General features: G+C 57.7%; 22 protein-coding genes. 2 read left to right on the top strand and 20 right to left on the bottom strand.

The window, feature by feature from the left end:
* Window positions 1-52: 52 nt before the first annotated feature.
* From J3485_RS11420 to J3485_RS11485, 15 genes are all read right to left on the bottom strand, one after another.
* On the bottom strand, window positions 53-2,185 hold the full coding sequence (locus J3485_RS11420; protein WP_206952567.1) for an ATP-binding protein: 2,133 nt from the start codon (window positions 2,183-2,185) through the stop codon (window positions 53-55).
* A gap of 87 nt (window positions 2,186-2,272) precedes the next feature.
* Window positions 2,273-5,014 (bottom strand): bactofilin family protein, encoded by a 2,742-nt coding sequence (locus J3485_RS11425; RefSeq protein ID WP_206952568.1) that lies wholly within the window; start codon window positions 5,012-5,014, stop codon window positions 2,273-2,275.
* Between the two features lie 55 nt (window positions 5,015-5,069).
* Complete coding sequence (locus tag J3485_RS11430; protein WP_206952569.1) at window positions 5,070-6,077, bottom strand: hypothetical protein; 1,008 nt, start codon at window positions 6,075-6,077, stop codon at window positions 5,070-5,072.
* Window positions 6,070-7,161 carry a baseplate J/gp47 family protein gene (locus tag J3485_RS11435; RefSeq protein ID WP_206952570.1) on the bottom strand — a complete coding sequence of 364 codons (1,092 nt, stop codon included), beginning with the start codon at window positions 7,159-7,161 and terminating at the stop codon, window positions 6,070-6,072. Before J3485_RS11435 ends, J3485_RS11430 begins: the two co-directional genes overlap by 8 nt.
* Window positions 7,158-10,190, bottom strand: a complete 3,033-nt coding sequence (locus J3485_RS11440; RefSeq protein WP_206952571.1) for a baseplate J/gp47 family protein — start codon at window positions 10,188-10,190, stop codon at window positions 7,158-7,160. The genes J3485_RS11435 and J3485_RS11440 overlap by 4 nt, the downstream gene beginning before the upstream one ends.
* A 7-nt stretch (window positions 10,191-10,197) precedes the next feature.
* Window positions 10,198-10,590 carry a GPW/gp25 family protein gene (locus J3485_RS11445; protein ID WP_206952572.1) on the bottom strand — a complete coding sequence of 131 codons (393 nt, stop codon included), beginning with the start codon at window positions 10,588-10,590 and terminating at the stop codon, window positions 10,198-10,200.
* On the bottom strand, window positions 10,590-11,012 hold the full coding sequence (locus J3485_RS11450; RefSeq protein ID WP_206952573.1) for a PAAR domain-containing protein: 423 nt from the start codon (window positions 11,010-11,012) through the stop codon (window positions 10,590-10,592). The genes J3485_RS11445 and J3485_RS11450 overlap by 1 nt, the downstream gene beginning before the upstream one ends.
* 31 nt (window positions 11,013-11,043) lie before the next feature.
* The gene (locus tag J3485_RS11455; protein WP_206952574.1) at window positions 11,044-11,550 is read right to left on the bottom strand and encodes a phage baseplate assembly protein V; all 507 of its coding nucleotides are present in this window, start codon (window positions 11,548-11,550) and stop codon (window positions 11,044-11,046) included.
* Entirely contained in the window at window positions 11,547-12,698 is a 1,152-nt protein-coding gene (locus tag J3485_RS11460; RefSeq protein WP_206952575.1) for a phage late control D family protein, read from the bottom strand. Before J3485_RS11460 ends, J3485_RS11455 begins: the two co-directional genes overlap by 4 nt.
* Entirely contained in the window at window positions 12,691-13,419 is a 729-nt protein-coding gene (locus J3485_RS11465; protein WP_242538552.1) for a CIS tube protein, read from the bottom strand. Before J3485_RS11465 ends, J3485_RS11460 begins: the two co-directional genes overlap by 8 nt.
* Before the next feature lie 1,435 nt (window positions 13,420-14,854).
* Window positions 14,855-15,427, bottom strand: a complete 573-nt coding sequence (locus J3485_RS11470; RefSeq protein ID WP_206952576.1) for a phage tail protein — start codon at window positions 15,425-15,427, stop codon at window positions 14,855-14,857.
* Between the two features lie 47 nt (window positions 15,428-15,474).
* On the bottom strand, window positions 15,475-15,600 hold the full coding sequence (locus tag J3485_RS29420) for a DUF6760 family protein (RefSeq protein WP_309477010.1): 126 nt from the start codon (window positions 15,598-15,600) through the stop codon (window positions 15,475-15,477).
* A 38-nt stretch (window positions 15,601-15,638) separates the two neighbouring features.
* Complete coding sequence (locus tag J3485_RS11475; RefSeq protein WP_206952577.1) at window positions 15,639-16,037, bottom strand: hypothetical protein; 399 nt, start codon at window positions 16,035-16,037, stop codon at window positions 15,639-15,641.
* A 19-nt stretch (window positions 16,038-16,056) separates the two neighbouring features.
* Window positions 16,057-16,506 (bottom strand): phage tail protein, encoded by a 450-nt coding sequence (locus J3485_RS11480; RefSeq protein WP_206952578.1) that lies wholly within the window; start codon window positions 16,504-16,506, stop codon window positions 16,057-16,059.
* A 12-nt stretch (window positions 16,507-16,518) separates the two neighbouring features.
* On the bottom strand, window positions 16,519-18,210 hold the full coding sequence (locus J3485_RS11485) for a phage tail sheath family protein (RefSeq protein ID WP_206952579.1): 1,692 nt from the start codon (window positions 18,208-18,210) through the stop codon (window positions 16,519-16,521).
* Window positions 18,211-18,561: 351 nt separating this feature from the next.
* Here J3485_RS11485 and J3485_RS11490 point away from each other — a divergent pair, with 351 nt between their 5' ends.
* Window positions 18,562-19,596 carry an IS630 family transposase gene (locus tag J3485_RS11490; protein ID WP_206952580.1) on the top strand — a complete coding sequence of 345 codons (1,035 nt, stop codon included), beginning with the start codon at window positions 18,562-18,564 and terminating at the stop codon, window positions 19,594-19,596.
* Between the two features lie 17 nt (window positions 19,597-19,613).
* Here the strand turns inward: J3485_RS11490 and J3485_RS11495 are convergent, their stop codons facing one another.
* The 5 genes from J3485_RS11495 to J3485_RS11515 all read right to left on the bottom strand — a co-directional run bounded on the left by J3485_RS11495 (window position 19,614) and on the right by J3485_RS11515 (window position 22,609).
* The gene (locus J3485_RS11495; protein ID WP_206952581.1) at window positions 19,614-20,114 is read right to left on the bottom strand and encodes a Pvc16 family protein; all 501 of its coding nucleotides are present in this window, start codon (window positions 20,112-20,114) and stop codon (window positions 19,614-19,616) included.
* Window positions 20,111-20,953 carry a hypothetical protein gene (locus J3485_RS11500; protein WP_206952582.1) on the bottom strand — a complete coding sequence of 281 codons (843 nt, stop codon included), beginning with the start codon at window positions 20,951-20,953 and terminating at the stop codon, window positions 20,111-20,113. Before J3485_RS11500 ends, J3485_RS11495 begins: the two co-directional genes overlap by 4 nt.
* Before the next feature lie 16 nt (window positions 20,954-20,969).
* Window positions 20,970-21,476, bottom strand: a complete 507-nt coding sequence (locus tag J3485_RS11505) for a hypothetical protein (protein WP_206952583.1) — start codon at window positions 21,474-21,476, stop codon at window positions 20,970-20,972.
* Between the two features lie 31 nt (window positions 21,477-21,507).
* On the bottom strand, window positions 21,508-21,966 hold the full coding sequence (locus J3485_RS11510) for a hypothetical protein (RefSeq protein ID WP_206952584.1): 459 nt from the start codon (window positions 21,964-21,966) through the stop codon (window positions 21,508-21,510).
* A gap of 88 nt (window positions 21,967-22,054) precedes the next feature.
* Window positions 22,055-22,609: a hypothetical protein gene (locus J3485_RS11515; RefSeq protein ID WP_206952585.1), complete on the bottom strand. Its 555-nt coding sequence runs from the start codon at window positions 22,607-22,609 to the stop codon at window positions 22,055-22,057.
* Between the two features lie 553 nt (window positions 22,610-23,162).
* Between J3485_RS11515 and J3485_RS11520 the strand changes: the two genes are divergently transcribed.
* Window positions 23,163-23,918, top strand: a complete 756-nt coding sequence (locus J3485_RS11520; RefSeq protein ID WP_206952586.1) for a LuxR family transcriptional regulator — start codon at window positions 23,163-23,165, stop codon at window positions 23,916-23,918.
* Window positions 23,919-23,935 lie beyond the last annotated feature (17 nt).

Genomic DNA, 23,935 nt, shown 5'->3' on the forward strand with positions numbered 1-23,935 from the left:
CGGGGCAGCGAGCTAGCCTTCGAAGCGTGAGTTCATCGGCCCTCCTCGTCCCTCAAAACTCCGATTCCGAAAAAAGTTTTCCGAGCTTCTCGTATTCACGGCCAACCGACTTCACCAAGTGCATCATCTTCACGTTCGTGCCATCCCGCGCAGCGAGAAACGCCGCGCTGATCGCCGCGTTGCGGATATGTCCGCCCGCAAGCGATGCCTTCTGGGCCAACAATCCCAGATCGACGTCGGCGTCCAACCGCACCTGCGCCGGAAAGATCTGCCGCCATAGGCGTAGCCGCTCATCGCTCGTTGGAAACGGAAATTCGATGATAAAGCGAAAGCGCCGCAAAAACGCCTTGTCCAAATTACTCATCAAGTTCGTGGACAAGATCACGAGCCCCGGGTACGACTCGATCCGCTGCAATAAGAAGCCCACCTGCAAGTTCGCGAAACGATCGTGAGAATCCTTTGTCTCGGTGCGCTTGCTGAAGAGCCCTTCCGCTTCGTCGAACAGCAGTACAACGTTCAGCAACTCGGCACGAGCAAACAACTGCTCGATGTTGCGCTCTGTCTCGCCGATATATTTGCTGAGCACGGCCGACAGATCGACGCGGTATAGGGGCAATGAAAGTTCGTTCGCAAGAATCGACGAAGCCATTGTCTTACCCGTGCCCGGCGGGCCATAGAACAGCACGCATAAATTGGTGATGCCCGGATACTTGGCCCCGAATCCCCAGGCATCGATCACGTGCGACCGGCAACGCATTTGCCCCAGCGTCTCTTGCAGGAGTCCCATCGTTCGCTCAGGCGCGACGAGATCAGAGAGCCGATACGGTGCATCCACGCGCTTTGCCACGCCGATCGGCTGATCTTCGGCCGCGGCGCGGCACGCGTCCCACAACAACGGCTCGAAGTTACCGTCGCCGTTCAATGCCTGTCGCCCCGCGACGGCGTCGACAACGGAGGCAATACGTGCTTCCGTGAACGCATAGGCGCCGGCGATCGCGGTCGATAGCGTGTCGTCGAGCGGCAGATCGTGATAGGTCGCGTGCTTTTGCCATGCCTGTCTGCGTAATTCGGCCGTGGGCGGCGGTACGCGCACTTGGAACAATCGCACGCCCTGTTGGCGCGCACTCGCGACGATATCGACCACGCGCCGTGCGGGGCCGTTCAGGATAACGACATACGTCGACGTCTTCAGCAACAATTGGAGCGTGCTGTCGAACAAATCGATCTGTTCGCGCTCCTCGTTGCCGATCAATGCCTCGCTCTGGGTCAGCATCAGCACTTGCGTGCATAGCGCGGCATCGCGGCAAGCCATGCGCAGTTGCTGCAGCAACGTCGCGAGCCGTTGATCGGCGCTTTGATGCGCCCAGCGAAGAAAGCGGGCATCCAATTGCGCGATGCCATAGCCGAGATCCGCGAACGCGGCGGCCGCCAATGCACCGGCAAGCGTGACGTCGTCGGTCTCGATGTGAAGCACGATGGAGCCGGACCGAGCGCTCGACTCCGCGCAGATATCGACGAAGCGTCGCCATTGACGTTTCACGTTTTGGTCGACGATCAGTTCGTCCAGCCCCTCCTCGGCGGTCACGTCGATCGCCAGATGGTCGCCGATCCGAGGTTGCGGCGCCGCAAGGCCGAGCAGGTATGCGGTGAGCGCGTGGGCCAAGCGATAACCGCCGTCGAGCGTCGCGACGTTGACGTCGACGAGATCGATCAGTTGACGAGCGCACAAGGCGCTATCGGAGAATAGGCAAGCGCGCATGTCGCCTAGGAGATAGGTAGCAGTCCTAAGCGATGTGTGTTCGGCAGTATCGGCCGTCGATCGTCCGTTGGTGTCATCGTCGTCGGTCTCTTGCAGGGAGCGTGTCAGCGATGCGAATGCCTCATTGATCGATCGATCGGTTTCTACCATCAGCGCAAGCGTCAATAGTTGAACCTCGCGTGCATCGAGTTGGAACGCGAGCGCGACATGGGCAAGTGGGATGAAAATCTCCGATGTGACCGTCGCAGCCATTCGTGCGGCGATGGTGCGCCAGGTATATGAGGCATCGTACCGGGATGCAATGGCGGGGTCAGCCATGTCACCATGCGCCTGCGCGAGCAGGGATTCGACGAAGCGCCGCAAGTCGTCGAGGAAAGCAGCGTTGTCGTTGTACGGCAGTGCTAGGTCTGCAGAAAGATCGCTCATCTCACGTCCTTGCGGGGTCTCGCTGACTCAAACCCATCAACGCATCCCGCCGATGACAAAACGAACAACACACGTCAAGGAAGCAGGCTACCCTGCAAACGGCGTAAAACGCACAATTAGATTAAAAGATTTATTTACCACACCTTGCTGGTAGTACTGAACATCGATCGCATCACCCTCGGAAACCGGTACCGAAATAAACGCTGAACCAGCGGCACCCGGCCCTCCCTTAGTGTGATAGCTCGTCTCGAATGCACTTGAATAGTAAGATGCGACGCCAGCAGATCCATTGACCTTTACTTCAAACGTATAATAAAAGAAGTTATGACTTCCTCCGGAAATATAATCCCCGCTATTCACATTATCCGTTGTCAATATAAACATCCCATCACTTGAAGCGCTATGTGAAAAACAAGGTATGGGACCGCCCTGATTTTGCGCAGTCCCTACCGCACTGTTGTATATCGTTTCCGGCGCACCGAAGACACTGCCTGATTTTGTCGAGATAATTTGACCTTGTACCGTCAGGTTGCCCTCAACCACCACATCGTGACCGAACGTAGCGGTCTGCCCTTTTACCTGAAGCGCTCCCTCCAGGGTCGAGTCGCCCTTGACGTCCAACGTTCCGTCGAGCGTCGAGGCACCCTTGACCTCTAGCGTTCCGTCAAGCGTCGAGGTGCCCTTGACCTCCAGTGTTCCATCGAGTGTCGAGGCACCCTTGACCCCCAGCGTCCCATCGAGTGTCGAGGCACCCTTGACCTCCAGCGTCCCGTCGAGCGTCGATGCGCCCTTGACCTCCAAATCATGAGCGACCACCACCTTTTGCCCGCCACCATCCAGCGTGCCGTCGAGCGTCACGTTGCCTTTCACTTCCAATTGTCCCTGAAGCGTCGAGTCGCCTTTGACATTCAGCGCCCCATCCAGCGTGGAATCGCCTTTGACCTCTAGCTCCCCTTCAAACATCGAATCGCGCTTGACATCCAGGCGCCCCTCAATCGTCACATCGCCCTTAACGTCGAGTGCACCATCAACATCAAGTGCCCCCGCGAAACTGATTGGCCCATTAACCTGCAGCGCGTAATTGCTATCGATCTTCACCGCGCTGTCATCGACATTGATCGCCACGGTATTAGGCACATTGCCGTTGTTTTGCACCACTGTCAGCGCCGGCGGTAGGCTCGGCTGCGTCCCTCCGCCCACTTGCATCAGCGGCCACGATGTCTGCACGAACGACGACATCATCGGCAGCAACGGCGTGCCGTCATCGATCGAAATCTTATGCATCGTCAAATGCGTCGGATCCGTAACCGAATCCACCCGCCACGTCTGCGGCGCGCTGGCCACGTCGAGCGCGATTTCCGCTCGCAGGGTTGCGCCATCGGGCAATTTTGTAAACGTCGTCCCGGCGCCCGTGACCTGCGTACCGTTCGACGTTATCGTGCCAGCCCCGGTGGTCCATCGCCCCGGCTCGGTGCTGTACATGTATCCGCTGTTGGTCACGTTCTCCGAAAACGCCTGCGTCAACGTCAGTGCCGTATCGCTCGTGACCGGCGGTGCGATTTTTGATTCGATTACTTTTTGCTGCGGCACGAACCGATCTATCACCAGTACATCGCCGCTTTGAAGCTTCGCTTGGCTCTGGAACTGCGTACCACCGCTCCCTCTCACGGTATTGCCATCCGGTGTAATCAAGCCCGTGCCCGGTGCTTCATCCTTCGCGCCGCTGCTCACGCTGACATAGCCATACTTCGTCGGACCGAGCCCCAGCGGGAACGACGCCTCCAACGTCAAGCCATCGTCGCTCTCAACCGATGCGATCTTCGCCTCTTGCTTGAGCACGACCCCGAACTGCAGAATCTTGCCCGCCAAATCTTGTGTAAAGTTCGTCTGATAGCCCTGCAACGTAACCACGCCGTTTTCCGCCGACACCGCCGTCACTAGCCCGATACCTATTAGCGAATGCATCGGCTGCCCCACGCTAAGCACCGCCGAAGGTTGGTTGTCGTTTACGCCGACATTGCCGCCCATATAAAACAGACTGTCGTCCGCATTGTTCCGAGTCCAGTAGTTAGTCGAGGGTAGGTTCAGTTGGGAGCCGTCGCCTTCGAACGTTCCCTTGAACGATCCGTCGAACGTTCCCATGAAACTCCCCGCAGCCGTCATTGAATCCGCTGTCACCGCGCCGCTCAACTCAATCACGGGTGCTTCGATCTCGAGCGTGCCTTGCTCCGTCGCACCGATCGACATCGATGGGGGCGGCACATCGGACAACGGCAGGGACTGCACACCGTCGGCGTTCGGGCCGACAAATTCGACCGACCGCAGCACCGCGCTCACATGGCGCCGCATGTACTGACCGTAGCAGTAATAGATACTCTGGATCGCCCCGCCCGAAGCGCCGATCACGGCGAGCAAGATCGCCGGCCCGTTCGGATCGTAGTCTTGCGTGCACTCGATTCGATTCGTTTCGACCCAGCGCTTGTAGCCCTGCCCGTAGGTGTTCTGCACCAATCGATCCTGCACCTCGTCATAACTGATCGTTAAAAAGTTTTGCTTTCCGTCGACGAGTGGCGACGGAGCGTAAGGCGTGTCTTCCGTGAGGGCGATGAGCTGGCCTTGTGAGTCGAGCGCCGTGCCGGCCCGCACCGTGACCTGGCTATCGCCGTGGCTCCACTCGATGTCGAGCCCCTTCAATATCCCCGGCGTGAGTAGCCCCTGGCTCAACCGCTCCCGCATCTCCTTGTGATATTTCTGCTCGTCCTGGAAATCAGCGGTCAGCAATGCCTCGCCGGAGAAATACGCGACACGGGAAATCGGGTTCGTACTCATATGCCCTCGTCAACGTTGTGAAAACTCATTCGCGCGCTGCCGTAGCGGATCAACGCTAGGTGCTCTGTTGCTCCAACGCGATTCGCACGACGTATGTCGTCAGCGCCGGCTTCACGGCGTCCAATATGGTTCGCATGAGCCGGTAGTACCCCTGCACGGCAGCCTTCTCGTCGCTTATCGCTACCCCTTCGCCGATGGAAAGCGTGACGTCGATCTCGAATCGCGCCGGCACATGGGCCATGAGCGTGGAATCGTCCACCGTGAAGGTAATGCCGTCGCGCTCGATCGCCGGGCGAACATCGTTCGAAAGGATCACCACGTTTTCCGGGCCGGGATAGGCATTGAAGAGATGAAAGGCGGGTTGCTCGATCGAATCGGTATCACGCACGATCAATGCGGGTTGTACGCAGTCCCCAACCGTCGCTTTCGTGAATGTCACGCCATCGACTGGCGATGGGTTTGCGGTGAGATAAGCGTTGATCAACCACTCCATTCCCATCGACGTGCCCCGTGCACGATCGAATGCGAAGGTTTTTCCAATGATCTCGCGCGAGGCGTCGATCGGCCAATTCTTGTCGACGTCGAGCCCGATCGTTGCGCCGAGCCACTCGAAAAACGTGCGGGCCCAACGCTCCACCGGGGAAAGTGAACCCTCGAGGTCTTCGTACTGCGGCAAGCCGAAATAAGTGGCAAGCAGATTGAACAACGTTGCTTTGTCCGTGTCGTCGGCGCTCGACAACGGCGGCATGAACAACGTGGCTTCTTTCGCAAAGGCTTCGCCCTCGAACAGAAAGCTCCAGCGCGGATAGAACAACTCTCCCATAACGCCTGCATCGAGCAGGTCTCGAATGCCCGCGCGATACGCAACGAGGGCATCCAGGCCGGCGCCCTCGAGTTCATCGCCGTCCGCAATACCCGAGAGCAACTTCTCGAATGCTTTCAGGTAGGCCGCGATGAATGGCGGCGCACCGGCAGCATCCGCATCGGCCAAACAAGCAGGCAGGTAGCTCAGATAGCCGGATGCCGCGTTCAGCGGCATTTCGTCGTTTTTCCCGTTAGCCATCACTCGCCTCAAGCGCGGTCACGCGTGCGCAATAAAGACGCGGCAATCCGGCCGTCACGCCGTCCGGCGGCAATGGACGCCCCAACGCCACGATCGGATGGCCAATGAAGCTGACGTTGAGATTTTGAACCCGATCCACACCGGGCGCGGCAGCAATAATCGGTAGTACCGTCGCGGCATCGATGCCCGCACCGTACGCCCAATCGCGCCCGCCGTCCGAACGAATAGGCTGCAATGCCCGATCGAGCTCGCCCAACACCGCCGTCGCCACTTCGTCGACACGCTCTCGCGCAAAGCAGCGGACCTCGCATTGCACGTAGACATCGTGCAAACAAGCGTGTTCGATCGACATCGCACTACCCAACAACGTGCGAGCGGCGAAGTACTGCCGTACTTGATCGAGCAGTGTCGCCTCGCGCTTCATGAACTGCGCATCGCCGACCGGCGATGCGAGCGAAGTCGAAAACGTTCCGCCTCCCTCGTCGGTCGGCGCTGAATACGTACTGGCGGCGTCGTTCACGAGCATGAGTTCGGTCACCTCGTCGCGTTGCTGCAAACACAATCGGGCGACGTGCAGTGGTGCCGTTCCTCCTTGAGCTTGTGCGTCGACGAAGCCGCTGAGCTCAACCGTCAGCGCCGATAGATCGGCGGGGGTAACCGCAAGGAAAGGCGCGCGACGTAACGCAACCAAAGCCTCCTGCAATGCGCCATAGTCGAGCACTGCGCCCAATTCCACTTGCTCGAGCGTTTCTTTCAAAACTTCGTATGCGGGGTCTTGCGATCCGGTGTCGGCATATGCCGCGTAGGGAAACGCGGTAGCGTAATCCTGTTCTTGTGGCAGCGCCAAAGCCGACGATAGCCCCACAACCCACCGCAGCATGTTTCGGTATGTTTCGAACGGCACCGCGTTCGCCGTGTATGCCGTTCCCTCGCATAGCCAGACCAACATTTGCAGCAGCGCGATGCCGGGGTCCGATGGATTGTGATCGGTCCACCCGGGCGCATAGCCGGGAATGCGGCGCACCAGTCGATCGAGGACGGGACCGGCCTGCAAAACATCGAGATTGGGCAACTCGAATGTCATGATTGCGATGCCTCCGTCAACCGTATATCGATTGCCCCGACTGCGCTCACCTGATCGGGATCGAGCGAGACGTCCCCCGTCTTTCCGCATAGCGTCATTGCCACGACCGCCGTTACCATCGCACTGGATCCAAGCAAAAACAGATGAATCGCCACATAGCGCATCGGCTCGCCTATCGGCCAACCATTCGCTGCCGTCCCGCCTAGCGTCGGATGAAGAAACCGCGTCAACTGCGCGGTGATGTTCGCCCGCAGGGCAGCCCATTGCGATTTAGGTGCATTGGTTTGCAGCAATACAGTCACGTCGATCGGCTTGAATGAAGGCCGCCGCGCCGTTGTGCGCGCGGCTAACCACGGCATGCTCCGCGCGCGGACGTAGCTCACGACATCGTCCAGCATCGACATAGGTGTCAGCGGTTGTGCGTCACTCGATTTCGCCAATACGATCAGTTCGAGCCGCGGCCAGCGACGCATATCGGGCAATATTTGCGCGCTATGGAGAGCCGACCATTCAATCGGCAACGGGTCCGGTTCATGAAGCATTGGCGCCGCAGCGTACTCGATCGCTCGAACGCGGCATACGCCCGCGTTCGCCACGCGAGCCAGCGCCTCGATATCCGCGGCACTGACCGCGCGATCGTTTGCACGCACGAGCGCGGGCCCGCTTTCGATCAAATCGTCGACTCGATCGGCATCGGCGCCGCCGCGCGCGGGAATCGGGTTCGTCACTTGCGTAATGCCCGGCACTGCGCTGTACAACACCGAAAGCGCGCCTGCGGCAAGGTTTCCTACCGCACCACGCGTCGTGGCATAGCATGTCGCAATGATGTTGTTGCGGCCCGGTGGAGGAACGGCACCGTGGCTGCCGTCGCCGAAGACGATCGTTCCTGTGACGACATCGACCATAAAAACGCGGTCATTCGGGCCATGACCGACGAAGCTATCCACGCGTGTCCAAGCAAAAACTGCAGTCTGCTGTGTCTGGCTCCCGCTCATTGCGATCGCTATCGGCTCGGAAGTCACCGGCTCGACGACTTGTACTTGAACCGCGGAGTGCGGATCGGCGCTGATAGCAAGCAGCACCTGATCCGTTCCGGAGGGTGTTGCCGCTATTGCACTCAACGAAAACCGCTGCCCGGGTTGGCCATTGCTCGAGCCGAGCACCTCGTTGCCGTAAGTCGCACGGTTACACGCGTTGACGGTATTCGGATAGATGCCGCGTACCTTGAGCGCATGCTTCCGATGCGGACACAGTACGCGAAACCAACATGCGGTCTCGGAAAATAAAGCAGCAGCTTGCAATTGACTGGGCACCGTAAAACGAATGACTCTGCTTCGCGCCAAACCTACTTCGGAAACATCGATTGCGAGCGGCCGCCATACCGACCTCGTCGCATCGAACCATTGCCATTCGCCGGGGCTACTGTGGCCAAGATGCTCATCGGCCGGGTCGACGTCGATATACAGAGTCAGTTGTTGATCAAGACCGTAGGTCAGAAGATCGGAGGCAGCAAAGCTCAAGTAAAGAGCGGCGCCCCCTTCCGCGAGTGAGCGGTATGGCTCGTAAGGCCGAGCCGGCAACGCAATCAACTCGAACGCGTTGTGCGCCCAAACAGCAGACGGCGCACCACCGCATGCGTACTCGATCACGAGCGAGCGCACGAACGGCGGCTCGAAGCCGTTTTTGACGTCACCGTATCCACCTGTGTTGAGCACAGCGCGTATCCACATGCCCTGGGTGCCCGTCACCGACGTTTGCACGACCACCGGACAAATGAACGAAACCGAGCCCGAAGCGATCGTGAGATTAACGGTCCCATCCACGAACTGATATGGGTCGTTCGCAGCGGTCAACGTAGACCAGCTAGCGCCGCTCCAGTATTGCCATTCGACTTGCGCGTCGGGATCGTTCGCCAACGGCCGAAGGTCGAACGTCATCTTGATCGGCACACCCGGACGTGAAAACGCCGCATCGCAGCGGATGCAAAAGCTGGCATCGAGCGTCGGCGTTTGTCCGAACGGGTACGCGCCGTTTCTCAGATCGACCCCTAACCCGTTTGCGATCGCTTGCTGCGGCGCCACCGATAGCGTGCCGAAATCACACCAAATCGCGTCGATCTTTGGAAGGTACCCATTTAGCGCAGGGACCACGCGCGCGGAGTCGATTGGCTTGCAAACGAGCCAATACATCGGTGTAGACGGACAAAGCGCAAGCGATGGATCCGTGGCATCCAACCGACGGCCCGCACTCGCTGCCAACGAAACGTGCAACGCCGCAACGGTCTGTGTCGCGGCGACAGGTAACGCACCGAACGCTACCGTGCACGACGTCCCATTGGACGAGCCAACTACAGTGGGATGCAGTGGATTCAGGGCTGCGTCATACCAACATCGGAAGTAGTCGGGGTCGAGTCGCTCACCATGCAGCGTCAACGTCATGCCACGCGCCGCGGAACTTGGCTTGAAAAGCGCAGCGTCGCCAAGTAGCAAAGCATGAGCGAAGCGATGTTCGACCTCGCCGTTGGCTCGCCCTGGAAAGGCCGGTGCGGGCTCGCCGGCTGCCCATGACGATTGAACGTCGAAATATCGATCGAGCCGGGGCTCTACCGTCAATACAGTACGCAGCGTCGCCGGCAGTACCTGTAAGTCGCTATCGGTTTCGAAACGCAAGCGACGGGTAGACGCATCGACAACTACCGTACCCCTTGGCAAGAAAACGGATGCATGCTTCGGCGCGAGCGAAAAGCAAAGCGGCGCCGACGCGCATGCGGCGGGGCGCAACCTCATATCCAAGAAGCGATACAAGGCAAGCTGACGCTGCATCGGAATCGCATTCTGGACGTTCGCGAGGTCTTGCCCCAACAGCGAAAAAAGCTGCAGCAGGACCAAACCCGGATCTTGCGCAATGGCGTTCGCCGTCAACGCATCGTCGGCAGGCAGCCCCCATTGCGGGCAATACAACTTTGCCAACGCAATCGCGTCGGCAAAGAATGTCGCGGCCGTGCGTTGATCGAAAATCGGCGCGCTCATTCCCGCCTCATTTGAGGTAAAAGGGATAGACGAGATTGCCTGCCTTGTTCGTCTCTCTGACAACGTAGTCGATGCCGATCAGCAAGGCGCTCGGTACTGTGGGATCGACTTTGACCGCGACATTCGGCGGGTCGATGCGCGGCTCCCAGACTTGCAGCGCCTCTTTGACGTAGGTTTGTGCCAGCGCACGCGTAGGACCGTCGTTCGGTGCAAACACCAATTCGCCGATGCGGCAACCGAACGCCGGCATCAGCACACGCTCGCCTGGTACGGTGCGCAGGATGATCAAGATCGACTCGCGAATCTTTTCGTCGCCGGTGCTCCATTGCAGCCGACCGGAAGTCGATAGCCCGATCGGAAACGACCAGCCCCTTCCCAGGAAATCGCCATTGACGAGCATTAGGCGTCGCCGGGGCTTGGCGTACCGACGTACACGCGAACAGGCTGCCGAACCTGCACTTGCGGGGGCGGCGCCTGCGGAATCTCAGTGCACGTCCGGCATAGATCCGTCGCTCTTGCTGCTTTTTTGCCGTTGACTCGTACTTTGATGTTGCATGTCGCGATCTCGCCCAAGTTCGTGGGCGGCTCGACGAACGAGTAAGACGGCGGCGGTATGTGCGGAGGATCGTTATGAACCTCCGACTCGATCGTCGCTACCGCCATTCCGTTGATTCGAACATTCGCTTCGAGCGTCGAAGGATAGAACACCCCGTCGAACGGGAACGGCTGCTGTTGCGTTTCGCCGGTCGCACCGTTGACTACGGTGTGGGTATCGATCACCGGTCCTATCCCGTCGCCCGCCTTTGCAATGCGTTGTTTCATCCTCGGCTCCGCTCGATGCTTTGACCGTCCATCAACCCTCTTGCGCGTTGAGGTCGATCTCGTTTCCCTCGATCGTGATCGTTCTCGCTGCCTTGATCGACAAAGCATCTTTGCTTTCGATCGTGATCTTTCCCTCCGCGTTGATCGATAGGTCTCCTTTGCTTTCGATCGAAATCGAATTCTTTTCGCTATCGATCGTCAGTGCGTTTCCATTCTTGTCTTTGACGATCCACACCTGCTGTTGCTTTGCCTGGTCGGCGATAGGCGGCTTCGACTTGCCGCTCCATAGAAAGCCGATGACGTATCCGCAAGTGCGGTCGTCCGTAGCGAAAGCAACCAATGCCGGCGTGCCCTCCCGCGGCAACGCGAACATGCCGTATTCGGGCCCTGCAAACGGACTGGCTACCTGCAGCCAATCCGAAATCAAGCCGTCCGCGAACCTCACTTTGACGCAACCGAGGTTTGCCCTGTCGTCGGCGTCTTCTTCATCGTCCGCGTTCGCCACTTGTGCGAGTTCGAGTCTCAGGTGCGCGCTCACATCGCGCTCCGTTTCAAATCCAAGGCGGTGACATCGTTATTGCGATCGAATCTATGCGTGCTTTTCACGACGTAATACGGGCCGTCGAAACTCGTGCTCGTCCCGACGAGCCTGATATTGATCCCAGCTCTTGCTTGAAGATTGACACCTCTGAGCGTCGCCGTCCCCTCGATAAAGGCATGCTGATGATGGGCGCGCTCTGCCGCGGACACATAGTCGAGCGAACTCGCATCATTCAGATCGGGACGCCTCAGCGTGATCGGCGACGAGCCAAACGGACTCGCCACGTCGAACCCGGTCTGATTCCCCATTGCTTTGTCTCGCCGCGAATCCGAGCTGCAAGACCCAGCATCCGTCTCGCCGCTCGAAACGTTGTACCCCAGTGACGTAACCGTCGATCCGAGCGTCGGCACACGCATGTCGAGGTTGATCGCTTCCACGTCTTTCTTATAAGCCAGCGTCATGAACGTGCTTCCACCCTGATGATTCGAGCGCACGATCAGCATTTCCTTGCCTCCCTGCGTCTCGATCATGCACTCGTAATTCGCCTGTTTGCAGCGCCGCAAAAGAAAGTCGTAGCGGGTTTCGTTGTCCTGAAGAACATAGGGATAAGGTTCGGCCCTCAACTCACTCACGGAAAGCGTCAAGCCTGTTACCGAATTGGCCACCCATTCAAAGATGGCCGCGTCGCTCTTCTTCGCAAATGGCGTCGTGTATGCGCCAAACCGCAGGAAATGCATTTTGTCGAAGGCGGTTACCGTCAACATTACGCGCCCAGCGCTGGCGTCGAGCGTCATCCCGCTCACATACATCGGCGCTAGCAACGCGTCTTTCGCCCCCTCGCTCGGAAGCTCCAGCTTCGCGCCGGGCTTGAACTTGTCGAAGTCCTCTTGTGCCCACCGCTCGCCGATGTCGAAGACGATCTGGCACATGGCCGGCACGTTGATCTCTTGCACGACGACGATCGAAGCCACGGCAGCTTTCGCCACGCCTGCGATCGCATTGCCGTCACAGGTAAGGTTGCGCAATTCGTTTGCGTTGCGCGCAACGCCATACGTCGAACCGGAATCGCGCGTCTTCGATGCCCCGGCCCCTTCGGCGGCATTGTGTGCGGTAGGCGTATCGCTGCCGCCTATCGATTCAGACATAGTCCGATGCTCCTAGCGGCTCGAACGTCTCGTTCCTCGTATCGGGGATGGCGATCGTGACGCCAGTCCAACGACGTCCCGGGAAACCGATCGGATCATAGATACCGTTTGCATCCGCAATCAGACGCCACTGGCTCCGGTCTCCCAGAACGTCGTAGGCGATCAAGTCCAGGCGATCGCTAGCCGATACGGTCCATAACCGGCGGCAATTATCGAGACCTTGCGCCTTGATCTCCTCCGCATCGGTCAACACCTCCTTCAGCGTTACGGTGAGGTCGGCCCGTACGGGCACCCCCGACGGCAAAAACATCGTGAACTTTTGTGCAACGTGAGTCACGATGCCGGTGAACAAGCGATCCGCCCATAAGAAACGCACCGTCGGCGGTACCTTCGCTCCCGCTTTCGCGGGCCAAGGCTCGGTCAACGCGAGAATCTCATTGGTTTTCTTGCGAACGTCGGTCCGCTTTTCGTAGGTGTCGAAAAGGAGCGTCACCACCAAATCGTCAGGCTCGGTTCGCGAGAACCATACGTTGTTGCCCTCGCCCTGCACCACCGCGCGTTGATTGAGCGACAACTCCGCGGGGTTGTACATGACGTCGATCGATTTGCCGCTGAGCCCCATCGCAGCCCAATTGGAGTTCTCGACATGAATGTAGGCATGCTGCAAGCCGCTCGGCAAAATAGCCAACAGCGCGCTTGATTTGCTGTTTCGCTCGAGCATCAGCGTCCTCCCGATTTGCGATACTGCTCGGAGCGATCGCGCCGATCGATCGCCGTTGCCACGCCGCTTGCCAGGCCGCCTATCGTCCGCTCGGAAAATAGCGCTTCCTGTACGAGCGGAATCAGAATCCGACGAGCTGCCGCTATAGCCAACTCATTCAGCGGGTGGTCTCTTGCCTGTTCGTCTTCTCGCGGGAGAGAGGAGCGATGCGTGTCGCTCATTGGGTAAGCATGCCTCGCCGCGGCCGTACGCTGCCGAGGCGAGGCCGCCGCCATAGCGCGTCGTTGCAGGATCAATCGCGCCGTGGCGGGGGGGCGCGGAGACTCGGACGAGGTAAGAACATCGCTCGGGCGCCGCATCCGCCGAAGTGGCACCGCTACAAACGACAGACTGCGCGCGGCGGGAATGCGCACCAATGCAGCGATATCGTTCCGATCGATCCGCCGTAACATCGATCCGAGGCTTGGCGACCGACTCATGGCTGCGTGGGCAGCAAACCGCACGCATGCTACTCGCGCAGTCGATGCATGCATATCGATGCGAGGAAGATCGAATATCCGAACACGCTCGCGATTCGAGCGCTCGCCGGCTCGATGCAGCCGCGCGTAAAAGCGCCTACGCTCGCTGTTGTGATCCGATGGTATCGACCGATCGAGTGAGCGTAGATCGCGCCATGCTTGTCGATTTTGGGCGACAGTGCGCAACCGAGCCGTTACCGTCAGCCCTCGACGCTCGACCTGACGCGCAACTTGCGATGCTCGCGTTCGGCCACGCGACAAATGCAAATCCGGTACGGACGATATGCGACGTAGCCGCCCGATCGAAACACGCACTGCGCCGGTCCTGCTGTCAACGGAATACTCACTGATGCGTCTGACGCGCGAGTATGCACGTATCGTCGCTTCAACGATCTCTCGTGCTGGTATTCGGTCACGCGGCATCTGCGCAATGCGAGGCGCCTGCCCCATCGACATGCGAGCTAAACCAAGCCCATCCCGCACCGCACGATCACTCGCACGCGCGAGGCGTTGGTCATCGGACACAGTCTGCACGCGAACGATACGAAACACGCGCGGAGTAGCAAGCGCGGAAGCAATGACTTGCACGGTCGTTGCGTGTATCGACATTTGTTTGGACCTGGCCGGAAAACGGCCCATCGAAGCGGCCATGCGCACGACTTTGATCACAGCCTCCCGCCGGCTCGACACGCTGCGCAGCACCGGGCCGCCATAGCACCGCGCCCTCTCCTGCGCCGCTCGATGCGTGCGCCATCGCGTAGGCAGCGCGAATACGAATCGTGGCGCGAATTGTCGCGGCCACGGGTAACGTGACAGCGCACCCATGCGCCAACGCTCCCACCCGCTCGCCTTCCACCGAAACGCGAGTCCCGTTTGCAAAGGTGCAATCGACCGTCGTTCGAAGTTTCGTGCCATGGCTAAAGTAGCGAACCGAGACTGATCGTCTTTTCTATCCGATCAACCGCGAGCGTGAGTTGTTGAACGGCAATCAGGCTTTGCGACGCATCGAGACGCGCCCCCTCGAGCGCAGTCGGCCATGCATGATAGAAATTCCACGCCGCAACCGGCACCCCAACCGCAGGTACGGCACCGATGTTCGGCGTGTGGGTATCCGACATCAACACGATCGTGCCGTTCATGCGCTTTACACGGCCGGTAAGCGTAAAGCGGTACCACTCCCACATCGGATCCAAAAGCGTGAGGCCCTTCGTGAATAGCAGCTCGTTACACGTCGTTTGACCGGGTAGCTTATGCTCGCGATCATTGACGCCACCTTCACGCACCGTGCGCACTTCCGTCTTCCAACCGATACCTGCCACCGAAGTGAAACTGCCGAGCGCGACACTCGCCAACGCACCTGCGCCAACGGCACCCAACACGCCGCTCGTGCTGAAGTCGGGACTCAGCATGACGCGAAAGTTGTAGGCCTTGAACGGATCGAATGCTGCGCCTTCGAGCGCCTTCATTGCCCCGCCGACAGAAAGACTCATGCCTCACCACTGAGAGATATTTACGCCGATCGCCCCACCCCATTTCGTCAACCCAACTCGCGAATATCGATTCCGATCGGCCGTTCCGGCTGCTCCGCCGCATTGATTTTGTCGTTGATCCTGCTGATCTCTTCGCACCAGCGCCACCGGTCTCTATGCGCCAACGCCATCACCTCCGCAAGCGACCAGTGAAAGTGATAGGCGATGAACGCTATCTCTTCGTAAAGTTCGCTTGAACCGGCAGCGCTTCGACGTTTCCCGGGAACGCTCCTGCCGATTCGAGCGACGAATGAGGCGAATCGGCGGAAGCGTCGGCATCATCGACTCCGTTGATTTCGTTATAAAGCTTCTGCAGATACGTAAAGTCACGAAGAAACAACTCCTCGATAACGGCCGTCGACATCGCTTCGAGCTGGTCGAGCTTGACGACGCGCGCAAGCGTCACGACGGCGAGGTACGCCGCATTGGCTTGCACGCGGTGATCCCGCATCGCATAGATTTCATCGCCCGCCGTGGCCAGGCGCATGATGCCCTCGCGATAGAGATAGCCGTCGGAACCCCGATAGCCAATCGGCAACGTGAACGCATACTCGATACTGATCGGATCCATCGCTTCCTCCAAAGGACCGCTACTTCATCCGCTTCATGTATTCGATCGAGAGTTCGAGCGTCTCGATCATGACCTCCGCGCTGCTCGCATTCAGGCCGCTCGTCTGATAGGTCGTGGGCCATGCGTTGAACAGCGACCACTGCGCGGCCGTCGAGCCGTCGCTATCGAGCAGCGTGATGGAAGCATTGCGTCGCGCGTTCGACGTGGACGTGCCTTTTTGCACGACCTGGTAGTGCCAGTTGTACAGATCCAGCGAGTACGTCATGCCCTTCTTCAACGTCACCCGCCCGTAAGAGGTCAAGCCCGAGAGCGTTCGGCGAAAGGCGGGATCGGTACCTTCGCGGTAATCGACGGCATCGACCGTGACGTCCGGAACGTTCACTTCTGAAAATGCCGCGACGATGATGCCGGTGATCTCGACACGAAAACGAAAACCGCGATAGGGGTCACGCTGCTGCTGAGTAGCCATGAAATCACTCCATCAAGATCCCGAACTTTGCGACGAGGTCATTTGTGCGATGCGTATCACCACGAATTCCGCGGGGTAGAGAACAGCCAAGCCCACGTCGATATTGAGCACGCCTTGCGCACGCAACGCGGGAGGGTTGTTCGTGGAGTCGCAGGTGACGAAGAAAGCCTCGTCGGCCGTCGAACCAAACAATGCGCCTTGGTGCCATACCAAGGTCAAGAACGCCGTAATTTCGCGCACGACGGTTGCCCAAAGCAGTTCGCTATTGGGTTGGAAGACAACCCATTGCAGACTCGTCTTCAGGCTCAGCTCCACGAACGTGACGAAACGGCGGACCGCGATGTATTGCCATTGGCCCGGCCCAGCAAGGGTGCGTGCCCCGTAAATCGTGACGCCGTACCCCGCAATGTTGCGGATCGCATTGATGCCGTGAGGGTTGAGGTCGTCTTGATCGCTCTCAGTCAACCATCCCGTTAGGGCCGTCGCCGTTGCGATTCGCCCCGTGCGCACGCCCGCCGGAGAAACGTGCACGCCAGCAGTGAGGTCCGTGGTCGCATAGCGGCCGAGCACGGGACCACTCGGGGGAATCGGCACGCTGGTGCCGGTGACTGGGTTCAAAACGAACGTCCACGGGTAATAGAGCGCGGCGTTTTCATAGATCAGCGCGGTGTTGTTTGTCGCTCCGCCGGCAACGAATGCGACGATGTTATCGGTGTCAGTCGAGTCGTCGACGTAGGGCGCATCGATCACATAGAACAGATTGGGTAGTTTTTGGCAGTGTGTCATCACATCCGTGATCACGGATGTGAGCGATTGCGCCGATGTTGAATCGCTTGTTAGTTCAACTACAGCCGCATCTGGCGTCGCCAGTAGGCTCGCGTCGGGAATCGATGCAAGCGCGGGTAGCGCACCGTCATAGATCGAACTGTCGTACGTGACTGGATCGCCGCCATCGAGCTTCACGGGTGTTCCCGCACGAGTTTGCTGGCCCACGTCGCCCGGCTGCGGCGTCGACAATACGCGAATGAACATTGATTTGGCGTTGATCTGCGCCTGCAGGGGACAAGGTCCGCCGTCGCCGGCTGGCGTCAAACTCATTGCGGTAAATGGCCCGAACGATTCCAGGACGTACCACGTGCCGTCCTGACCGCTGAGCGTCGTCGCCCTTATCGAGTTATTGGCGATGTATAGGGCGAAAAGCTTGCGCCATATGGTGCCGTCCTGATCAGTGGACTGGAGATCGGCATTGCCGATCACGACATTGACGCTGAAGTAGTTGGAAGCTTGCGCGCCCTTCGGGATGGGCCCAACGTCCGTCACCGTGACTTGTAAAAGGCTGTTAGGCCAATCGCCCTGACTTGCCGCAGTGACTTGATAGTTTCCATTACCATCCGTCACAGTCGCTAGGGCAAGCTTTGGCGGGGTGTCTGGGCAAATGCCTATGACATAGCACACCGCCCCACCTTCAGCAAAGAATTCGTAGGCCGCCGCGCAGGCGCACGCCCCCCAAACGAACCCGCCATACCTGCTTTGATATTCCGCCCAACTGCTAACCCTTCGAGCTACGTTGCGGTCCGACGAGTCGAGCTTTTCCGTCGCCCCAATGATTACCGGAATCGACGTCGACACGCCCTGAATCGACGGAATGCCCGGAAGTTCTTGTATGTAGACGCCGGGATGCGAATAACTGTTGCCATCTGCCATGCTTGCATCTCCTTCCGCGTTCGCTGGCCACGACTCAATGCGTGGCACAACCGTTCTCGTTGATCGCAACACGTCTACGCCGCCGGCATCTGGCGCTACGGAGTCGCAGCCTCCGCTTTCGGCGAAGCATTCAAGTACCACCGGCGCGGCACAAGCTCTCCAAGTACAGCGTTAGGGTTCGACATCGCCAATCTTATTTGCCAATGGATGCGCGTTGACGTCGACTTGCGCCACCACGTCCACTGGCGTTGCGATCGGCGACGGAATGCGCACCGCCGGCACTTTATAGAGCTTCGTAAAGTGATACTAAGTTTTTAGAAAGTAATTTCACATCCGTGAGACAATGGCTGGATGAAATGCAAACGTTCATCAGACGGCCGCAAGCTGGATCACCACACGCTCCAGGTCATGCGCCAACAAGCGGTTAAGGCGGCGCACGAAGGCACAACGGTGGCATCGATAGCGGCTGCGTTCGGTGTGAGCACTCGCACGGTTTTTAACTGGCTCGCCCAGTTCGCCGAAGGCGGACAGAATGCACTTTTGGCCAAGCCGATTCCGGGGCGGCCACCGAAGATCAGTGCCGACGAAATGCGTTGGATTGCCCAGGCGGTTCGCGACAACTCTCCCCAACAGTTCAAGTTCGAATTCGGTCTGTGGACACTGTCGTTGATCAGCGAACTGATCAAGCGCCAGTTCGGCAAATCTTTGGCGTTGGCCTCGGTCAGCCGTGTCATGAAGCTGCTTGGCTTTTCCGTCCAAAAGCCGCTGTATCAAGCTTGGCAGCAAGACACCCAACTCGTGCACGAGTGGGAAACCAAGACGTATCCGGCGATCAAGGCGCAAGCCCGCGCGCAAGGCGCGGTGATCTATTTTGCCGATGAAGCGGGCATTCGCTCCGACTACCATACCGGCACGACCTGGGCTCCGGTCGGCCAAACGCCCGTCGTCGAGGTAACTGGGCGACGCTTCTCGTTCAACATGATCTCGGCGGTCAGTCCTGGTGGCGAATTTCGCTTCATGATTCACGAGGGATCGGTGAGGGCGACGACCTTCAAGGAATTTCTCGCTCGTCTGATGGTCGGTGCAAGCAAGCCAATCTTCTTGATCGTCGATGGTCATCCGATCCATAAATCCAAGCTCGTCAAAGACTACGTCGCATCGCTCGATGGGCAGCTCACGTTGTTCTACCTGCCGCCCTACGCGCCGCAGTTGAACCCCGATGAACAAGTGTGGGCACACGTCAAACGGCGAGTCAGCCGGCAGCTTGTGCAAAGCCTGGACGACATGAAGTCGCTCGCCCTCGGTGCGTTGCGACGCATTCAAAAACTGCCCGACCTCGTCAAATCGTTCTTCCGTCAGCCCGAGTGTCAATACGCTAGCGAGTGAGGCTACTTTCTAAAAACTTAGTAGCTCTTTTGAGAAAAAGGGGCCCATAAATCACGAAGCTCGTGAAACGACGTGGTCTGGGGTACCACAGCAAGGGCATCATTCCCGCTTAACTTGAGCCCGCGAGTAAGGTAGGTATCCGGTATATAGCCGCACGTATCCAGCATATTAATCAGCCCATTGGCGATAATTTGCTCATTCTCGCCGGAACTTCCATATGCAACCATCATGTAGGTCAGATCCACCACGAGCGGCGCCGGGACAGACATTAGCGCCGGCGCTTGATTGTCGATCGATTCCTTCGCAAGTATCGTTGGCGGCAAATTACGCAAATATGGATTTACCTCCGTCTGATAAAGGTAGATCAGCAAACTGTTTTGCTTGGCTCCATCCCAATCGGCCGGGGAATCGAACGAAATCCCACCTTCCGACAGCAGAGGAACGTTTTCGCAGATAAATTTACGCAACGCCTCGCTGATCGAAGGGATGATGAGTGCGGAATCGCCAGTGTCGATCATAGAGCGAATGGCGTAAAGGCATCAACCACGTATTTCGGCGATTGAATTCCAATCTGCGCGATCGCAGTAACTTCGGGATCGCGCTCCACCATCAACGACAACCAATCCGGCTGATTTCCCGCATCATTGCCGCCCCGAGTCGACGAGTCGCCCATTTGCACGCAAAGCTCCAGCGCTAATTCACGCGTACTCGCAGCAGTCATCGAGGGGCCGCATACCAGCTCTATCGCCGACTCACTCATGAGGAGTTGCGACACCCCCGGAGAACTCCCGTCCGACATTCGCATGCCCAAACCTCGCCCCAATACGAGCGGTGGCCCGAGAGACCATCTCACGCTTCGCCCCAGAAACGACTGAGGTTGAAGCCTCACGACAACTGACTTTCCCGCCTTCAATCCGCGTAAAATAAGCCTGACTGCTGTGAAATTCTCACTTTTCTCCATCAATGCGATGCTAATAGGGCCGCGACGCCACTCAACAGGTTGCTGGCCCGGAAGGGTTGCCAGTATCTTTCCTTCAATATTGAGCGAGCAGTAGCCATCTACGTTTTTCAAGTCATTTTGGCACCGCAAGAAGGCGCTAAGTGTAAACGAACCACTCGCGGCTTTTTCACCCGTTTGTATTGCAAACACCGACTCAGCCAATTCAACGCGCTGTATGCACGAAGATTGCGATCCGCCCAGTGCCATCGGATTCAATGAAAGCCCGACCTCACTATCCGTGGCATCTCCCATTGACCACGTGATGCCCGGCGTATTCAGTTCGATGCTCAAATTCTCGTCGCGCGCAACGCTGCTAAACTCCAGCACGATCGGTACGAGTGTCGCTTGGCCGCCCATCGGATTTTCCCTTTTTTCAGCGCAAATTCAGACTAAAAGATCCCCGGACATTTACCACTCGATCAATCAGAGACTCCATCTCCATGCGAGCACCAGGCGGCAAGCTGATCGTTCCAGCGATACGAGCATCAGAGTCATGAACGTATAAGCGAACACGTATCTCAGCGCAATCCTGATTGTTGGAGATTGAAATCGCTTTTCTATTTATAACAAATCGATTCACACACAAGAGGGCGCCGGGCGGCGATGCCGTCAGGGAGATGCCCACACGACGATTCCCGGCGAACGCATCCCCCCAAAAGGCGGGCGAGGTGTCATCCAAGCGAACTTGCACCTGTTCATTGGCCCGGAGGGCATAAAAAGTAAGGGTGACAGGATGAACATCCACTCTTGCCGCATCTGCCCCCGTATCTTCCGTCCACGCCGAGTCCTCGCCCGCTACTCGTTGCATAACCGACTCCTTCGACGCCTTAGCCCAAAACGTCCAACAGGTGGCTCGCGAGGATTTGACCTCAGCAGTCATGTCTTATCCTCGCATAACGACCGACAGTCATTCATGACGGCACGGAAAAATAGATTAGATTCGCGTCTTTTATGACTTTGGTGCTTCCGTTGAAAGTCGCGCTAGCATACACGTCCGCCGATCCCTGAATACCGATGTTCTTCACCCCGGTTGCCCACCAAATATTCAAGGCGAGACCGATCGACTGCGGCGAAGTGATCGTATCGGGAAACTGGAGCGTAATGGTGTCCCACTCCACCAGCAATTGGCACGCATCCAAACCCTTGGTAGCGTCGCTACCATACTTCATCGAAAATTGCTTATTTGCATCAAAGGTCAATGGATACAGTCCATACGCAAATGTCCCTGGATCTCCGTCGCCATCTTGGGTCAGCAAAGTAATCGTGCTTTGATCATCAGCTACGGCGCTATGAATAATAAAAGTAATTGGCGCCGATTTATCATAAGGTAATTTTGAGAAATTCTTGATACGAAGACCATTGGCACTCATGATCGCTCCTAATATTTCAATATTCGCAGCAATTTATTCCACACCTCAAGATGAAATCAAATTGAAGCATCGCTCAATTAATTAGCTGTTACGACGAAATCGGATACTCTACGGTGCCGACCCCTTCATTGAAATTCGTTGACGTCGTGTTGTAATCTCCATTCGCATCCACCCACCACGCCAAGACACTTGAGTTGGTCTTCCCGCCATTACGCTTCATTGTAAGATCGGTAACCAATTTCTTATACCAGACGTAAAATGTCAGGAAGTAAGCATTGGTATTCGATGTGGAAAAATTGCTTGCCAGGACGATTTGTATTGATCTAGGCTTAACGTCAAACTGAAAAATTGGCACGCTGATATCTTGAAGCGTGGCATCGCCCGTTGACGACCCCCACAACTGGAAAGCGATGGGCCCAACACTCGAGGTCCAAGGCGCCCCACCATTTGGGCGGTACGGTCCAAATACAACCGAATCAGCACTTTTATCATCCTTGCTACCAGACGACGTATTCTCGAGCAGCAAGTTGATTACCTCGCCTTTTTTGAGAGACTCCATCTTGAGAACGAAGCCTATCCCGTCCACCCAGGGCATCGTTGCCGCAGCGGTCGTATCGCGCTGATTTTCAGCTTGAGTTGACATGCTCTTCTCCAAATAGGTCTTTCGCACTTACCTCATCACATAAAAAGCAATGAATATGAGTACGAAAGTTACGAACATTAGCCGTCATTTAATGGCAACGGCACGCCATCGCTCTCGCCACGTAAACGTTGGTAGCGATCCAAGCCTTCGTTGCATTATGGGTAAACCATCGACAACAAAAAGTGCACGCCCTTGTAGTGCTTGATCGCGGCATGCCAACGTATTGTGCAGATACTGACACGTCGGTGCCCAACTCGCGAAAACTGAAGCCCTGCGCGAGGTGGCGAAGGTACGACGAGGTAGGAACCTACGTTCTCGCCCGCCTCGCGCCAAGCGATCGACTAAGCGCCGGCACTTTAGTCCCCTCGAATGCCAATATATGAGCCGACTCTCTACAAGCTGCACAACAAGTGGACTTCATAACGCCGCAGCCGCATAAGAGTAAGTATCCTGAGGCTCGGCGATGCGGTAATGGTGGGGCAGGCAAGCTCCGCAGCCGATCGCTACCTGTCAGCGCAGGCTCACAACATTCGATCTTCGATTCGGGGCTGTCATGACCGTGAATGCAACATGTGAACGCTCGGTATCTACCAGCACGCCGATGCAGCGCATATTACGGATAAGCGATTGCAAGAGCGAAGCCGAACTAACGCGTGCACTATCCGACGTCATCAGTTCTACGGGATTCGACTATTTCCAGTATGTGGGCGATTTCATGCTCGACAGGCATGGGAGCATTCGTAAATCGCTTTCCAACTTTCCCACCGAGTGGGTTGCGCGGTATACCGCTTCTCGATACGAAAGCGTGGATCCGGCATTTCGGCACGCACTCACTCATGTCACGCCGGCGATTTGGTCGAGCGTTTGCGTACGAGAAGTGTCAGCGGAGCAACAAGAATATTTGAGCGACGCACGCAACCACGAAATCGGAGATGGCGTCAGCTTCCCCATTCAAACAAAGAACGGCGACAACGCCATACTTAGCTTCGCCAATCACATCAGCAGAAGTGACACCGACGAGATCGTGGTCCGCACGCTGGCGGAAGGTAGCCTCACTGCGGCGTACGCCCACGACGCCATGCGACGAATCGTCGACAAAGAGCGCAACGTCCTGCAGGCACCGCTCACCAGTCGCGAACTCGAATGCCTCCGGTGGATCGCCGTCGGCAAATCGAACTGGGAAATCGCGATGATCTTCGGGATGACCGAGCATGGGGTGGTGTACTACGTGCGCAAGCTTCTATGGAAGCTCAGTGTCCACAATCGCCACCAAGCGGTTGCGCGCGCAACGGCCTACGGCCTGCTCTGAAATTCATGCCACATTCC

Origin of the sequence: Trinickia acidisoli, from assembly GCF_017315725.1 — a bacterium.
GTDB lineage: Bacteria > Pseudomonadota > Gammaproteobacteria > Burkholderiales > Burkholderiaceae > Trinickia > Trinickia acidisoli.